Genomic DNA, 15,090 nt, shown 5'->3' on the forward strand with positions numbered 1-15,090 from the left:
CCTTCACCCTGAGCCATGAAGAGGCGCTGATCCGTAGCCCCCAGGTCCATTTCCGTATCCGGCGCCTACTCCGCGCGCAGTACGGCCGGGTTGAGCTCACTCCACCCTTGGACGTACCAGCCCGGACTCGTACGCGATCACCACGAGCTGCGCCCGGTCCCGCGCGCCCAGCTTGGCCATGGCCCGGTTGACGTGCGTCTTCACGGTGAGCGGACTGACCTCGAGGCGCTCGGCGATCTCGTCGTTGGAGTGGCCCCCGGCGACCTGGACCAGCACCTCGCGCTCCCGGACGGTGAGGGCGGCCAGGCGCTGCGCGCGGGCCGGGTCGTGCTCGTCGCCGGCCGCGTCGCCCTGGGCGAGGAAGCGGGCGATCAGGCCCTTGGTCGCGGCCGGGGAGAGCAGGGCCTCGCCGCCGGCGGCGATCCGGATCGCGCTGAGGAGTTCCTCGGGCTCGGAGCCCTTGCCGAGGAAGCCGGAGGCGCCCGCGCGCAGCGACTGCACGACGTAGTCGTCGACCTCGAAAGTGGTCAGGATGACCACCCGGACATGGGCAAGGGACGGGTCGGCGCTGATCATGCGGGTGGCGGCGAGGCCGTCGGTGCCCGGCATCCGGATGTCCATGAGGACGACGTCGGCGCGCTGCTCCCTGGTCAGCCGCACCGCCTCCGCGCCGTCGGACGCCTCGCCCACGACCTCCATGTCGGGCTCGGAGTCGACGAGCACCCGGAAGGCGCTGCGCAGCAGTGCCTGGTCGTCGGCGAGCAGGACACGGATGGTCATACGGGATCCCCCGGCTGTGCGGTGACGGTGGTGCGGGTCTTGACCGGCAGGATCGCATGGACGCGGAAACCGCCCCCGTAGCGGGGACCTGTGGTGAGGGTGCCGCGCAGCGCGCCCACGCGCTCCCGCATGCCGAGCAGGCCGTGGCCGCCGCCGGTCACGGGACCGTCGTCCTCGCCGGCGCCGTCGTCGAGGACGGTGATCTCGATGTTCGGTCCCACGCGGACGACGCTGACCTCGGCCTTCGCCTGTGTCCCGGCGTGCTTCTGGACGTTGGTGAGGGCCTCCTGGATGACCCGGTAGGCAGCCAGGCCGACGGCGGCGGGCAGGGTGATCCCGTTGTCGGCGCGGGCCACCTCGACGTGCAGTCCGGCGTTGCGGAAGGTGCCGACGAGTTCGTCGAGCCGGTCCAGGCCGGGGGCGGGCTCGGTCGGCGCCTCCGGGTCGCCGGACTGCCGCAGCAGGCCGACGGTGGCGCGCAGCTCGTTGAGCGCGGAGCGGCTGGCCTCCCGTACGTGGGCCAGGGCCTCCTTGGCCTGGTCGGGCCGTTTGTCCATGACATGGGCGGCGACTCCGGCCTGGACGTTGACCAGGGCGATGTGGTGGGCGACGACGTCGTGCAGATCGCGGGCGATGCGCAGGCGTTCCTCGGCGACCCGGCGACGGGCCTCCTCCTCACGGGTGCGCTCGGCCCGTTCGGCGCGCTCCCTGATGGCGTGGATGAAGGCGCGGCGGCTGCGGACCGCGTCGCCGGCGCTGGCGCCGATGCCGGTCCAGGCGAAGATCGCGAGGTTCTCCTGGGCGTACCACGGGAGGGGGCCGGCGAGCATGGACGCGCCGGTGAGGACGGTCATGGTGAGCAGGCCGGCCCGCAAGGCGGTGGGGCGGTCGGTGGTCGACGCGACGGTGTAGAGGGCGATGACCGCGGTCATGGCGACGGGGGCGCGGGGGTCGCTGGTGACGGCCTCGACCAGGGAGAAGCCGCCGGTGAGCGCGAGGATCACCAGGGGGGCGCGGCGGCGGAAGACGAGGGCGGCGGCGCCGAGGGTGATGAGGACCAGGCTGAGGGGGTCGGGGGTGCGAAGCGACCAGCTGACGCCCCGGTGTCCGCCCGGGTCCACGAACGAACCGGCGACCATGCAGGCGAGGACGCCGGCGGCGAGGATGGCGTCCAGCGCGAGGGGGTGCGCCTTCAGCTGACGCCGGGCACGGTCGAGGGGGTTCACGTTCGTCCACGGTACGGGGGCCCTGGCCGGGGCGGAACGGGGGGCGGCCGGCCCGTGCGGTCCCCGGGGTGCGCGCGCAGCCCTCCGCGCGGCCGGTCGGGCGGGAAGGGCCCGTGCCTGAACCAACCCTTGGATCAGCTTGGCTCAGCCCGGGATCAGCCCGTCGTCGCTCAGCAGCTCCCGTACCTCCTCCAGCGTCGCGTCCGGCGACGGGAGGATGAGTTCGGACGGTTCCAGGGAGTCGTCCGGCAACGGTTCGCCCAGTTCACGGACCTTGGACAGCAGGGCCGTCAGGGTGGCGCGGAACCCGGGGCCGTCGCCGTTCTCCATCTCCCTCAGGAGTTCGTCGTCGAGCTTGTTCAGTTCGGTGAGGTGGCCGTCGGCCAGCCTCACCTGCCCCTCCCCCATGATCCGTACGATCATGTCGCCCTCCTCGGCGTGGGCCTCAGCTGCTTGTCACTGCTTGTCGAAGCGTGGGGTGTCCTGCGGCTGCTGCTGGGACTGCTGCTGGCCCGTGCCACCTTCGATGGCCTGCTGCCCGGCGCTGCCGCCGGCCAGCTCCGCCTTCATGCGCTGCAGCTCCAGCTCCACATCCGTACCACCGGAGAGCCGGTCCAGCTCGGCCTGGATGTCGTCCTTGTGCATGCCGGACTGGTCGTCCAGGGCGCCGGAGGCGAGCAGTTCGTCGATCGCGCCGGCCCGGGCCTGCAGCTGGGCGGTCTTGTCCTCGGCGCGCTGGATCGCCAGGCCGACGTCGCCCATCTCCTCGGAGATGCCGGAGAACGCCTCGCCGATCCGGGTCTGCGCCTGGGCCGCGGTGTACGTGGCCTTGATCGTCTCCTTCTTCGTGCGGAAGGCGTCGACCTTGGCCTGGAGCCGCTGGGCCGCGAGGGTGAGCTTCTCCTCCTCGCCCTGGAGCGTGGCGTGCTGGGTCTCCAGGTCGGTCACCTGCTGCTGGAGCGCCGCCCGGCGCGAGAGCGCCTCACGGGCCAGGTCCTCACGCCCCAGCGCGAGCGCCTTGCGGCCCTGGTCCTCCAGCTTGCCCGACTGGGACTGCAGCTGATTGAGCTGGAGCTCCAGGCGCTTGCGGCTGGTCGCCACGTCGGCGACTCCGCGGCGCACCTTCTGCAGCAGCTCCAACTGCTTCTGATACGAGTAATCGAGGGTTTCGCGCGGGTCCTCGGCCCGGTCAAGGGCCTTGTTCGCCTTCGCGCGGAAGATCATCCCCATACGCTTCATGACACCGCTCATGGGCTTCGCGCGCCCCCTTCTGACGGACTCCAGCTCAGCGACTGCAACAGAACCCACAGTACGGGCCCTGCATCCATTACCGCACTGTTCGGGGACCGATGCGCTCATCCCCAAGGACGACTGGCGAAGGCGCTGCTCCGGCGTAAGGAGTAGGTGACCTTCAGGGTTACAGACGACTGGTGTTGCCGGATCGTTCCCCACCTGACTGCGGTCCATGCCCTCGCACCCCGTACCCTTGGGTTTTGTGTTCCGTAGCCGTGCCACCAAGGAAGAGAAGGCCACCGTCGCCGCCAAGGCGTCGCTGACCGACTCCAAGCAGATCCGTGACCCACAGGCCAAGAAGGGCCGGCCCACGCCCAAGCGCAGTGAGGCCCAGTCCCAGCGCCGCAGCGTGGCCAACACGACCACCTCGCGCAAGGAGGCCTCCAAGCGACAGCGCGACGAACGCCGCGCGCAGCTGGAAAGGCAGCGCCAGGCGCTGGCCACCGGCGACGAGCGGTACCTGCCCGTGCGCGACAAGGGCCCGGTCCGCAAGTTCGCCCGCCAGTTCATCGACTCACGGTTCAACGTGGCGGAGTTCTTCCTGCCGATGGCCGTGGTCATCCTCGTGCTGAGCATGGTGCGGGTGGGTTCGCTGCAGAGCATCGCGCTGCTGCTGTGGCTGGTCGTGATCGTGCTGATCGTGCTCGACTCGATCGTCTCCGGCTTCCGCCTGAAGAAGAAGCTGGCCGAGCGGTTCCCGGACGAGAACCGGCGCGGCGCGGTGGCCTACGCGCTGATGCGCTCCCTCCAGATGCGCCGGCTCCGGCTGCCGAAGCCGCAGGTCAAGCGTGGAGAGCGGCCCTGAGCACGACGCCGTTCACCGGGGGCGCGGCGGATGCCTGGCTGAACAGGCTGGGCGGACTGCGGGATGTCGTACGCCAGGAGCTGGTGGCCCGGCAGCTCGACGAGCAGATAGTCGGCCGGTTCCCGGTCGGGCGGCGGCTGCGGGTGCTCGACGTGGGGATGGGCCAGGGCACGCAGGCGCTGCGGCTTGCCCGGGCCGGGCATAAGGTCACCGGCCTGGAGCAGGACGCCAGGATGATCGCCGCGGCCCGTGAGGCCCTGTCCGGGGAGCCCGAGGGCATCCGGGAGCGGATGCGGATCATCGAGGGCGACGGGCGGGACACGGGGGTGCACTTCCTGCCGGGCAGCTTCGACGTGGTCCTGTGCCACGGTGTGCTGATGTACGTCGAGGAGCCGGATCCGCTGCTGGCGGGGCTGGCCCGGATGCTCGCCCAGGGCGGCCTGCTGTCGCTCCTCGTGCGCAACGGGGACGCGCTGGCGATGCGGCCGGGACTGTCCGGCGACTGGGCCGGGGCGCAGGCGGCCTTCGACACCACCGCCTACCGGAACCGGCTGGGCCTGGACGTCCGGGCCGACCGCCTGCACACACTGACCGCGACCCTCGCGGGGATCGGGGCACCCCTGCACGCCTGGTACGGCGTGCGGGTCTTCACGGACACGGCGACCGACGGAGCGGCGCCCCCGGCCGACCTGGAGACGCTGCTCGCGGTCGAGGAACGGGCGGGGCGGACGGATCCGTACCGCGGGGTGGCGGCCCTGCTGCACCTGTGCGGAGTGCGCGGCTGAGCCCGTTCGGGCATCTCCCGGGCATCTTTCAGACATGTGAGGGTGAGGGGGCGGCCTGCTTCCCGGCCGCCCCGCCCCTCCTACGCCTCCTCGGCCGCGCGCAGGCTCATCGGGCCGTAGATCTCCGTGGAGTCCTCGAACAGCCGCACCTGCTCGGCGCCGCCGGCCAGCAGCTCCTTCCAGTACTCCCCGAGCCAGGACTCCGCGTCCCCCTGCGTGGTGAACTCCTCGGGCTGCACCGCGGGCTGGACCTCCGTCCCGTCGGCCTTCTCGAACCGCCACGTCCATGCCGCCATGTACGCCTCCCACGTATGAACACGAGCAGAACAGAAGCCGGATCTTGGTCCGGCTCCTGCTCCGAGCCTATGCGCTCCGCGGGGTGCGCCGTGAGGAACGACGTCGGCCGAGGCGCACATCGCCACGGCCCCACGCCTCTTTGAGGCGCCCCGGTCGCGCGGGACCAGGGGTGAGCGGCGAAAATCGGTTCGTGGAACTCACTCTGCTCGGTACCGGTGCCCCCGCGGGACTGCCCCGCCCCGACTGTCCCTGCGCGGCCTGTGCCGAGTCGCTCGGCGCGGACGCGCGGGCCGCCACCGCGGCGCTCGTGGACGGCACGCTGCTGCTCGATCTGACACCCGGGGCCGCGTTCGCGGCGGCGCGGGCCGGGCAGTCGCTGGGCGGCGTACGGCAGGTGCTGTTGTCGCATCCGCACGACGGGCCCGCGGTCGAGGTGCCGGCGGGACTGCCGCAGCCCGGACGGGTGCCGGACGGGCGGGAGTTGGCGCTGCTGACGGGGCATCGGGTGCGGGCCGTGGCGCTGGACGCGCCCGGCACCGGGTACGCCGTGACCGGACCGGACGGACGGCGGCTGCTGTACCTGCCGCCCGGGGGCGCGCCGGCCGGGCTGGAGGGGGCTGCCACGGAGACGTACGACATGGTGCTCGCCGATGTCGTGGGGCGGCCGGACGCGCTGGCCCGGCTGCGGGCGGTGGGGGCGGTCGGGCCCACGACGGACGTGGTCGCCGTGCACCTCGACCACGATGTGCCGCCCGGGCCCGAGGTACGGCGGCGGCTGGCCGCGGCGGGGGCGCGGGCGGTGCCGGACGGGACGGCCCTGGTGGTGGGCGTGTACGAGGACGTACCCGATGTGCCGCGGCGGTCGCTGGTGCTGGGCGGCGCCCGGTCCGGGAAGTCGGTGGAGGCCGAGCGGCGGCTGGAGGCGTTCCCCGACGTGCTGTACGTGGCGACCGGCGGGTCCCGCAACGGGGACGGGGAGTGGGCCGCGCGGGTCGCCGTGCACCGGGAGCGCCGGCCGGGGTCCTGGCGTACGGCCGAGACGTGCGACCTGGTGCCGTTGCTGAAGGACGACGGGCCGCCGCTGATCGTCGACTGTCTGTCGCTGTGGCTGACGGACGCGATGGACGCCGTCGGCGCGTGGGACGACGCGGAGTGGGCCGACGGCGGGGAACGGGCGCTGCGGGCGCGGGTGCGGGAGCTGACGGAGGCGGTACGGGGCACCCGGCGGACCGTGGTCGCCGTGTCCAACGAGGTGGGGTCGGGCATCGTGCCGGCCACCGCGTCCGGACGGCGCTACCGGGACGAACTCGGGCGCCTGAACGCGGCGTTCGCGAACGAGTGCGAGCAGGTGCTGCTGGTGGTGGCGGGCCAGGCGCTGGTGCTGCGGGGCTGACCGGTGCGGCGCTGCGGGGCTGACCGCGGCGTCGCGGAGCTGACCGGTGCGGCGCTGCGAGGCTGACCGCGGCGTCGCGGAGCTGACCGGTGCGGCGCTGCGGGGCTGACCGCGGCGTCGCGGAGCTGACCGGTGCGGCGCTGCGGGGCTGACCGCGGCGTCGCGGAGCTGACCGGTGCTACGGGGCTGACGTCTCGCGGCGGGCGATCAGCCGGTAGGCGTTCGAGAAGCGGGTGTGTCTGAGCAGCGGGGCCAGGGCGTGGTCCAGTGCCCTGGCCGGGGCCAGCAGGGGGGCGGCCAGCCAGGAGGGCAGGGACGCGGGGAGGATGAGGGCGAGGGCGTCCGACAGGTCCTGGGGAACGTGCGCGGCCCGGCGGTCCGTCACCACGACGGCGCAGCCCTGCGACTCCAGTTCCGTGCGGAGTTCGTCCAGAGGCAGCAGGCGCAGACCGCGGGCCCGCGGGAGCCACCGCTTGCCGAGCAGCGCCGCGAACGCGCACCGCGGGTCCGGGGCTTCGAGCAGGAGGTGGCCGCCGGGACGCAGGACGGCGAGGGCCGCGCGGAGTTCGGCGCGGGGATCCGGGGTGTACGGCAGGTGGTGGAGCATGCTGACCACGTCGTAGCGGGCGCGCAACCGGGCGGTGATCCGCGGGTCCGTCAGAAGTCCGACGTGGGCCTCCTCCACGCGTTCGACCAGACGCGCCCACTCGACGTGCAGGGTGGCGTCCAGGCCGTCGAAGGACGTGTAGGGGAAGAGTTCCTTCGCCGTCCGGGGGAAGTGGGCCTCACCCGTGCCCACGTCCAGCCAGCTCTCCGGCTCCGGGAAGCACAGCATGGCCCGGGCCGTGGAGCGCAGACGCCGCGGGGAGGGGGCGGGAGACGCGGAAGGGGTGAGGGACAGAGGGGCGGACGGTGCGGACATGGGCGGCTCCCGGAGGCGTACGACAATCCGCTGCAAAACGGAACGTATGGGATGCCGATCTTGCACGCAACGACGTCGCCCCGTCGTCGTGGCGATGTGGCGCCGTCCCGTTCGATCGGGGCCGGTACTGTTCGGCGAATGAGCTCGCTTAATCTCGACGACTTCACCGATCTGATCGAGCGCCCCGACGGTGGTGTGCGCCGCGACGCCGAGGCGCGCCGGGAACGTCAGATCGTGCCGCCCGGAGCACTGGGCCGCCTCGACGAACTGGGTGAGTGGCTGGCGGCGGCGCAGTCCGCCGTGCCGGTGCGGCCGATCGAACAGCCGCGGGTCGTGCTGTTCGCCGGGGACCACGGCATCGCCGAACTCGGCGTCTCCGCGCGGCCCGCGGGCACCGCCGGGGACCTGGTGCGAGAGGTCCTGGAGGGCGGCCGTCCGGTGTCGGTGCTCGCCCGACGGCTCGGGGTGCCGGTACGGGTGGTCGACATGGCGCTGGACTGCGCGCCGGAGTCTTTGCCGGGTGAGATCTCAGGACGCCGGGTACGCCGGGGCAGCGGACGCATCGACATCGAGGACGCGCTGACCCTGGACGAGGCGGAGGCGGCCTTCCGGGCCGGGATGGCGGTGGCCGACGAGGAGGCCGACTCCGGTACGGATCTGGTGGTCCTCGGCGATGTGAGCGTGGGCGGGACGACGGCGGCGGGCGTCCTGATCGCCGCGCTGTGCGGAACCGACGCGTCCGTGGTGACCGGGCGGGGCGGACAGGCCATCGACGACCTCGCCTGGATGCGCAAGTGCGCGGCGATCCGCGACGCCCTGCGGCGGGCCAGGCCGGTGCTCGGCGACCAGTTGCAGCTGCTGGCGACGGTGGGCGGCGCCGACCTCGCCGCCATCACCGGATTTCTGCTGCAGAGCGCGGTACGGAAGATGCCGGTCATCCTGGACGGCGTGGTCGTGGCCGCCTGTGCGCTGGTCGGTCAGCGGATCGCCTTCCGGGCACCCGACTGGTGGCTGGCCGGACAGAACAGCGGGGAGCCGGGCCAGAACAAGGCCCTGGACCGGATGGCCCTGGAGCCACTCCTCGACCACGGAGTGACGGTCGGTGAGGCGGCGGGCGCACTGCTCGCCCTCCCACTGGTCCAGGCCGCGGCGGCACTGGCGGCCGAACTGCCGGAGAAGGCGGAGAAGGCGGACCTCTCGGAGGCGCCAGAGGCGGCCGAGAAGCCGGAGGACTCGGAGGGACCGGGCGAGTCGGGGGGACTGGGGGATTCGGAGGAACTGGGGGATTCGGAGAGGCCGGGGAACTGAGAGAGGCCGGGGGGACTCGGAGAACCGGGGAACTCGGAGAACCGGGGAACCGCGGCGAAAAGAGAACGTGCGTGCCGTTGCGCTGGGAGGGAAACGCTCAACAGCGCCCCTATGATCCCGCCTCATGGGATATGCCCGAATTGCCGCCGAGCAGGACCGGCCCCCGGCCCGGCAGGGTGCGGCTGCCCAGCCTGGTACGGCGGGTCGGAACGGAACGGTGGGTCAGCGAACCCCGGCGCCCCGGAAGTCCACCCCCTCCTCCCGGCGGGCCGCCGCGTTCGCCGTCTGGTACGTGCGGGGTGTCGCGTTCGTCAACTTCCTCAGTGCGGTGTGGGTTTCGCTGGGGCAGGACGTGCGGCGGCACAACCAGGAGAACTACTTCACGCCCTGTCTGCTGACCGCCGGATTCGCCTCCGGGGTGTTCACGGTGTTCCTCGCCCTCACCATGCGGCGGCGCAAGCGGGCGGCCTGGATCCTGAACCTCGCCCTCGCGGGGCCGTTCCTGGGGCTGCTCGGTCTCGCGATGGCGTTTCCGGAGGTCCGGCAGTACCCGCAGAACTGGGTCTCCCTCGGCCTCACCGCCGCGTTCGTCGCCGCGCTGCTGGCCGGGCGGCGGGAGTTCTACGCCAAGGGCGACCGGTCCAACCCGAAGCTCGCCGCGGCCGTCGCCGTCGGCGGGCTGCTGGTGTCCTCCCTGCTGGCCGCGCTGCTCGTGACGGTGACCAACCGGGCACCCGGCCCGTCGGCCTTCCCGGACCGCTGGAGTTACGGCACCCTGCGACTGGTCTCGGTCGCCGCCGACGACTTCCGCTTCCCCGGGATCGACCCGCCGAACTGGGTGAACGTCGCCATCAACGTCCTCAGTACGGCCCTCGTCCTGGCCGTCCTGTACGCCGCCTTCCGCTCCCGGCGCGCCGTCGACCCGCTCACCCCGGTGGACGAGCAACGGCTGCGGGCGCTGCTGGAGCGGCACGGCGAGCGCGACTCACTCGGGTACTTCGCGCTGCGGCGGGAGAAGAGCGTCGTCTGGTCGCCGACCGGCAAGGCGGCCGTCGTCTACCGGGTCGTCGGCGGGGTGTCGCTGGCCTCGGGCGATCCGATCGGTGACCCGGAGGCCTGGCCGGGGGCGATCGAGCCCTGGCTCGCCGAGGCGCGGGCGCACGGCTGGATCCCGGCGGTGATGGGCGCGGGCGAGGAGGCGGGGACCGTGTACGCCCGGCACGGTCTCGACGCCCTGGAGCTCGGGGACGAGGCCGTGGTCGAGGTGGACGGATTCACGCTGGAGGGGCGGGCCATGCGGACCGTGCGGCAGGCCCACAACCGGGTCACGAGGGCCGGTTACCGGGTGCGCGTCCGGCGGCACGAGGACATCCCGGCCGGCGAGATGACGTATCTGGTCAAGCGTGCCGACGACTGGCGCGACGGGGCCACCGAGCGCGGGTTCAGCATGGCGCTGGGGCGGCTCGGGGATCCGGCCGACGGACGCTGCGTGATGCTCGAATGCACGGATACCCGGGGCGAGTTGAGGGCGTTGCTGTCCTTCGTGCCGTGGGGGCCGCACGGGCTGTCGCTCGATCTCATGCGGCGCGACCGGGACTCGGACAACGGGCTGATGGAGTTCATGGTCATCGAACTGCTGCGCCGCGCCGACGAGATCGGGATCACTCAGGTCTCACTCAACTTCGCCATGTTCCGCTCGGTCTTTGAACGTGGCGCACGTCTTGGTGCCGGGCCGGTGCTGAGGCTGTGGCGGTCGCTGCTCAGCTTCTTCTCGCGCTGGTGGCAGATCGAGTCGCTGTACCGCGCCAACGCCAAGTACCGGCCCATCTGGGAGCCGCGGTTCCTGCTCTTCGAGAAGAGCGCGGACCTGCCGCGCATCGGCCTCGCGTCGGCGCGCGCCGAGGGGTTCCTGGAGGCGCCGGGACTGCCGAAGCCGACGGGGACGAGGACCACTGGATGAACACGCTCACCCGCTGGGCCCGCGCCGAATGGGGGCTGCTGTACGTCACCGTGCGCGAGCCGCTGCTCAGGCGGGGGTGGCGGGTGGTCCCGATGACGATCGGGGCGGTGTGCGTGACGGCGTTCCTGCACTACGCGCAGAACCAGTCGTGGGGCAGTCGGCTCGTGCGGGACCTGGGGGCCGTGCGCGCCGAGGACCCCCTGTGGATCGCGCTCCTGCGCACCCCCTTCTCCCTCTTCGTGCCCGCGCTCGACCTGCCGGTCTGGGGCGCCCTGACACAGATCCTGCTGGTGTTCGGGATCGCCGAGATCTGTCTGGGCTGGTGGCGGACCCTCACCCTCGCCTACGCCGCCACGCTCGCCGGAACCCTGTACGCCCGCCTCGGCATCTGGCTCGGCCCCGCCCATCCACTGGGCCTGCCGGGCTCGGACGCGCACGTCGTGGACACCGGCCCGTCGGCCGCCGTGGTGGGCCTCGCCGTCTTCCTCGGCCGGCGCTACGGCGCGTCTGTCACCGCAGCCGGGGTGATCGCGGCGATGGCGGTGGAGGTGGCGCTGAAGGAGAACCTGGCCGGCAAGGAGCACCTGGCGGCGATCGCGGTGGTCCTGCTGCTGTGCGGGGTGCCGGCACTGCGTCACCGGCGGGCGGCGGCCACCGGGGTCGCCGGGTCGGGCCTGCCGCCGATGAGGTCCTGAAATCTGCGGCGGGGACCCGCCCAGCGGCGGTCGTGGCGGTAGGCGCGCAGGATGGCGCGGGCGCGGGCGCGCGGGCGGCGGCGGTACAGACGCTTGGCCCACGGCGAGCCGGGCCGGGCCAGACGCACGAACCCGATCAGGCCGACCAGCGGGACGATCACACTGAAGATCGCCATACGGGCCTTGCCCTTGCTCAGGACCAGCAGGGCGAAGAAGAAGTTGACCGCCGCGGTCAGGATGACACCGGCGCGGTCCTGGAGCTCCTCCTGGGACATGCCGTTGACTCCGAAGGGCGTGAACCCGCCGAGGACCAGTCCGACCAGCGCCGCCGTGAGCACCACGACCTCGACGCTCTGGCGACCGGCCTCGGTCCAGTAGACGTCGGCGAGGTGCAGGATCAGCGCGAACTCGTCCAGGACCAGGCCGGCGCCGATGCCGAAGACGACGGCGAACGCGGACGCCCCGAAGCCGAACCGGCTGCTGGCGACCGCCCCGAAGCCGCCGAGGACGGTGAGGACGACACCGGGGACCACGTGGTGGATGTGCGTTCCGCCGGCGCTGACGTTGCCGAAGGGCCCCCTGCCAGCCCGGATCATGCGGGTGACGACCCGGGTGATGAGGAACGTGAGGACGAACGCGGTGAGCGCGAGAAGCAGCGGCAGCTTGCCCGGCTCGATGATGTTCCGCTGCAACCAATGTCCCATATGGCCACTTTATCCAGGGCCGCTGTCGACGCCCTCTGGGCGCCCTGACGACCGCCGGGTAGCCTGCGCCGGTGTCCACGCCCCCGCCGTCCTCGCCGCCCCCGCCGCCCCCGGAGCCCGCGGAGCCCGCAGTGTCCTGTCCGGACGGCCTCCGTTTCGCCTTCGGCACGCTCACCGCGTTCCCGGTCGAGGTGAGCCGCTGGGACCGGAAGGCGGCCCGTGCGGGCATGCTCTGCGCCCCGGTCGCCGGGGCGGCGGTCGGCGTGTGCGCCGCCGCCGTGGGACTGTTCCTGCTGTACATGGGCGCGGGCCCGTTCCTGGCCGCGGTCGCCTCCACCGCCGTGCCCGCCGTCCTGACCCGGGGCCTGCATCTGGACGGCCTCGCCGACACCGCGGACGGTCTCGGCAGCGGCAAGCCCGCCGCGGACGCGCTGCGGATCATGAAGCAGTCGGACATCGGCCCGTTCGGTGTACTCGCCCTCGTCTTCGTGCTGCTGGCCCAGGTGGCCTCGCTGGCACAGCTCTACGGCGCCTCCTGGACCCGGGGCGCGCTGGCCGCCGTCGTCGCCGCGACCGCCGCCCGCCTCGCCCTCACCCTGGCCGCCCGCACCGGGGTGCCGGCGGCCCGGCCGGAGGGGCTGGGGGCGGCGGTGGCGGGCGTGGTGCCGGTGCGGGGCGCGGTGCTCACGACGGCCGTCGTCCTGGTAGCCGCCGCGGGCGCGGGCGCGCTCCTCGGGGCGTACGACATCATCCGTACGTCCTTCGCGGTCGCCGCCGCCGTCGGGGTGGCCGAGCTTCTTCTGGGGCGCTGCACACGGCGGTTCGGCGGGGTGACCGGGGACGTGTTCGGGGCGCTCGCGGAGACGGCGGCGACGACCACGCTCGTGGTGCTGACCCTCGGCCCCTGACAGGCCCGGCACTGGGCGGCGTACCGTGAAGGCCCGCGCCAGGAATGATCGCGAGCGGCGCCGAGCGTAGGCTCGGGCCGGGGATTTACCCACCTGGGTAAAGACCGTTGCGCAGGAGGGGCCTAGGGTCGTTCGTCGGGCCCGGTCGACCCACCCGCATTCGGCCACAGCATTTTTCAACGGAAGCGAGATTTCACCACCGTGACTGCTCTCACTCTCAGCACCGCCGCGGCGCCCGGCCTGCGGGCCGACGCGATCGTGATCGGTGTTGTCAAGGGTGCCGAAGGCCCGGTCGTCGCACCGGGCGCCGAGGCCGTGGACAAGGCGTACGACGGCTCACTCGCCGGCGTCCTGGAGACCCTCGGCGCCGCCGGTGCCGAGGGCGAGGTGACGAAGCTGCCCGCACCTGCCGGCTTCAAGGCGCCGCTCGTGGTGGCGGTGGGCCTGGGCGCCGAGCCCGAGAAGGACGCCGGCTTCGACGCGGAGGCGCTGCGCAAGGCGGCCGGGGTGGCGGCGCGTGCCCTCACCGGCACCAAGAAGGCAGCGTTCGCGCTGCCGCTCACGGACGCCGCCGACGCCGGCGCGGTCGCGGAGGGCGTGCTGCTCGGGGCGTACAGCTTCGACGCGTACAAGGAAGGCGCCGCCGCGAGCGGCAGGGGCGCCAAGGCGAAGAACGGCAAGGCGCCGCTGGCCGAGGCCGCGCTGCTGGGCGGCAAGCCCCGCGACCGCGCGTACAAGGCGGCCGTCGAGCGCGCGACCGCCGTGGTCGAGGAGCTCAACCGCGCCCGTGACCTCATCAACACCCCGCCGAACGACCTGAACCCGGAGGCGTTCGCCGCCATCGCGCAGGCCGCGGCCAAGGAGCACGGCGTCAAGGTGCAGGTGCTCGACGAGAAGGCCCTGGTCAAGGGCGGCTACGGCGGCATCCTCGGGGTCGGCGCCGGGTCGGCGTCGGGGCCGCGGCTGGTGAAGCTCTCGTACACCTCCTCCAAGGCGGACAAGCACCTCGCGTTCGTCGGCAAGGGCATCACGTACGACTCGGGCGGCATCTCGCTGAAGCCGGCCGGCCACAACGAGACGATGAAGTGCGACATGAGCGGCGCGGCCGCCGTGTTCGCCGCGGTCGTCGCCGCCGCGCGGCTCGGCCTGGAGGTCAATGTCACCGGCTGGCTGGCGCTGGCCGAGAACATGCCGTCCGGCTCCGCGACCCGGCCCGGTGACGTGCTGCGCATGTACAGCGGCAAGACCGTCGAGGTCCTCAACACCGACGCGGAGGGCCGGCTGGTACTGGCCGACGCGCTGTGGGCCGCCTCCGAGGAGAAGCCGGACGCGATCGTGGACGTGGCGACGCTGACCGGCGCGATGATGCTGGCGCTGGGCAGCCGGACGTTCGGGATCATGGCGAACGACGACGCGTTCCGCTCCGCGGTGCACGAGGCCGCCGAGGAGGTGGGCGAGCCGGCCTGGCCGATGCCGCTGCCGGAGCACCTGCGCAAGGGGATGGACTCCCCCACCGCCGACATCGCGAACATGGGCGAGCGGATGGGCGGCGGGCTGGTCGCCGGTCTGTTCCTGCGGGAGTTCGTGGGCGAGGGGATCACCTGGGCGCACCTCGACATCGCCGGTCCCGCGTTCAACGAGGGCGGGCCGTTCGGATACACGCCGAAGGGCGGTACGGGGACGGCTGTGCGGACGCTGGTGCGGCTGGCGGAGCTGACGGCGGCCGGCGACCTCGGCTGATCGTCCGGTGAGGGTGACGGGGCCTCGCGCGCGGGTAGGGCCAGGGCCTGTTGCGAAAGTGGCCCCGTCGCCCGGAGGGCGGCCGCGCGGCGTCCGGTGCGTGCTCTGGGGGTCCCCCCGGCCGAAGGCTGGGGGAGTGCCGCCCGGAAGCCCTCGTACTGGGCGTACTCGGGCTTTCGGGCGGTGCGGCGAGAGTGCGTGCCGGGCGTCGCGCGGCAGAGGCCACTTTCGCAACAGGCCCTGGGCCCCGTCGCCGTCCCCCAGCGGCGCGCTC

15 protein-coding genes are annotated in these 15,090 nt (G+C 73.0%); 8 read left to right on the forward strand and 7 right to left on the reverse strand.

Annotated features, from left to right (window positions below):
- Positions 1 to 96 precede the first annotated feature (96 nt).
- From ACIBK3_RS02425 to ACIBK3_RS02440, 4 genes are all read right to left on the reverse strand, one after another.
- Positions 97 to 780, reverse strand: a complete 684-nt coding sequence (locus tag ACIBK3_RS02425; protein ID WP_399361024.1) for a response regulator — start codon at positions 778 to 780, stop codon at positions 97 to 99.
- The gene (locus tag ACIBK3_RS02430; protein WP_399361026.1) at positions 777 to 2,006 is read right to left on the reverse strand and encodes a sensor histidine kinase; all 1,230 of its coding nucleotides are present in this window, start codon (positions 2,004 to 2,006) and stop codon (positions 777 to 779) included. Before ACIBK3_RS02430 ends, ACIBK3_RS02425 begins: the two co-directional genes overlap by 4 nt.
- A 144-nt stretch (positions 2,007 to 2,150) precedes the next feature.
- On the reverse strand, positions 2,151 to 2,429 hold the full coding sequence (locus ACIBK3_RS02435; RefSeq protein ID WP_399361028.1) for a hypothetical protein: 279 nt from the start codon (positions 2,427 to 2,429) through the stop codon (positions 2,151 to 2,153).
- Positions 2,430 to 2,462: 33 nt separating this feature from the next.
- Positions 2,463 to 3,230 (reverse strand): PspA/IM30 family protein, encoded by a 768-nt coding sequence (locus ACIBK3_RS02440; RefSeq protein ID WP_399362075.1) that lies wholly within the window; start codon positions 3,228 to 3,230, stop codon positions 2,463 to 2,465.
- 241 nt (positions 3,231 to 3,471) lie between these two features.
- Here ACIBK3_RS02440 and ACIBK3_RS02445 point away from each other — a divergent pair, with 241 nt between their 5' ends.
- Positions 3,472 to 4,104 (forward strand): DUF3043 domain-containing protein, encoded by a 633-nt coding sequence (locus tag ACIBK3_RS02445; protein ID WP_399361030.1) that lies wholly within the window; start codon positions 3,472 to 3,474, stop codon positions 4,102 to 4,104.
- Between the two features lie 83 nt (positions 4,105 to 4,187).
- Complete coding sequence (locus tag ACIBK3_RS02450) at positions 4,188 to 4,889, forward strand: class I SAM-dependent methyltransferase (protein WP_399361032.1); 702 nt, start codon at positions 4,188 to 4,190, stop codon at positions 4,887 to 4,889.
- A gap of 80 nt (positions 4,890 to 4,969) precedes the next feature.
- Here ACIBK3_RS02450 and ACIBK3_RS02455 read toward each other — a convergent pair whose 3' ends face one another.
- Positions 4,970 to 5,185 (reverse strand): hypothetical protein, encoded by a 216-nt coding sequence (locus tag ACIBK3_RS02455; RefSeq protein ID WP_030939433.1) that lies wholly within the window; start codon positions 5,183 to 5,185, stop codon positions 4,970 to 4,972.
- Positions 5,186 to 5,376: 191 nt separating this feature from the next.
- Between ACIBK3_RS02455 and ACIBK3_RS02460 the strand changes: the two genes are divergently transcribed.
- On the forward strand, positions 5,377 to 6,579 hold the full coding sequence (locus tag ACIBK3_RS02460) for a bifunctional adenosylcobinamide kinase/adenosylcobinamide-phosphate guanylyltransferase (RefSeq protein ID WP_399361035.1): 1,203 nt from the start codon (positions 5,377 to 5,379) through the stop codon (positions 6,577 to 6,579).
- Between the two features lie 178 nt (positions 6,580 to 6,757).
- Here the strand turns inward: ACIBK3_RS02460 and ACIBK3_RS02465 are convergent, their stop codons facing one another.
- On the reverse strand, positions 6,758 to 7,501 hold the full coding sequence (locus ACIBK3_RS02465; RefSeq protein WP_399361036.1) for a class I SAM-dependent methyltransferase: 744 nt from the start codon (positions 7,499 to 7,501) through the stop codon (positions 6,758 to 6,760).
- Positions 7,502 to 7,639: 138 nt separating this feature from the next.
- Between ACIBK3_RS02465 and cobT the strand changes: the two genes are divergently transcribed.
- The 3 genes from cobT to ACIBK3_RS02480 all read left to right on the forward strand — a co-directional run bounded on the left by cobT (position 7,640) and on the right by ACIBK3_RS02480 (position 11,464).
- Positions 7,640 to 8,809 carry a nicotinate-nucleotide--dimethylbenzimidazole phosphoribosyltransferase gene (gene cobT, locus ACIBK3_RS02470; protein ID WP_399361038.1) on the forward strand — a complete coding sequence of 390 codons (1,170 nt, stop codon included), beginning with the start codon at positions 7,640 to 7,642 and terminating at the stop codon, positions 8,807 to 8,809.
- 217 nt (positions 8,810 to 9,026) lie between these two features.
- A complete protein-coding gene (locus ACIBK3_RS02475) occupies positions 9,027 to 10,769 on the forward strand; it encodes a phosphatidylglycerol lysyltransferase domain-containing protein (protein WP_399361040.1) in 1,743 nt (580 codons plus the stop codon).
- Entirely contained in the window at positions 10,766 to 11,464 is a 699-nt protein-coding gene (locus ACIBK3_RS02480; RefSeq protein ID WP_399361042.1) for a hypothetical protein, read from the forward strand. Before ACIBK3_RS02475 ends, ACIBK3_RS02480 begins: the two co-directional genes overlap by 4 nt.
- On the opposite strand, the gene ACIBK3_RS02485 is transcribed toward ACIBK3_RS02480, so the two are convergent.
- On the reverse strand, positions 11,404 to 12,168 hold the full coding sequence (locus tag ACIBK3_RS02485; protein WP_399361044.1) for a hypothetical protein: 765 nt from the start codon (positions 12,166 to 12,168) through the stop codon (positions 11,404 to 11,406). The genes ACIBK3_RS02480 and ACIBK3_RS02485 overlap by 61 nt on opposite strands.
- A gap of 131 nt (positions 12,169 to 12,299) precedes the next feature.
- On the opposite strand from ACIBK3_RS02485, the gene ACIBK3_RS02490 reads away from it, so the two are divergent.
- Positions 12,300 to 13,076, forward strand: a complete 777-nt coding sequence (locus tag ACIBK3_RS02490; RefSeq protein ID WP_399362077.1) for an adenosylcobinamide-GDP ribazoletransferase — start codon at positions 12,300 to 12,302, stop codon at positions 13,074 to 13,076.
- A gap of 201 nt (positions 13,077 to 13,277) precedes the next feature.
- The gene (locus ACIBK3_RS02495) at positions 13,278 to 14,816 is read left to right on the forward strand and encodes a leucyl aminopeptidase (RefSeq protein WP_399361046.1); all 1,539 of its coding nucleotides are present in this window, start codon (positions 13,278 to 13,280) and stop codon (positions 14,814 to 14,816) included.
- The last annotated feature ends 274 nt before the right edge of the window (positions 14,817 to 15,090 follow it).

It is taken from the genome of Streptomyces sp. NPDC050287 (assembly GCF_044459385.1).
Lineage (GTDB): Bacteria > Actinomycetota > Actinomycetes > Streptomycetales > Streptomycetaceae > Streptomyces.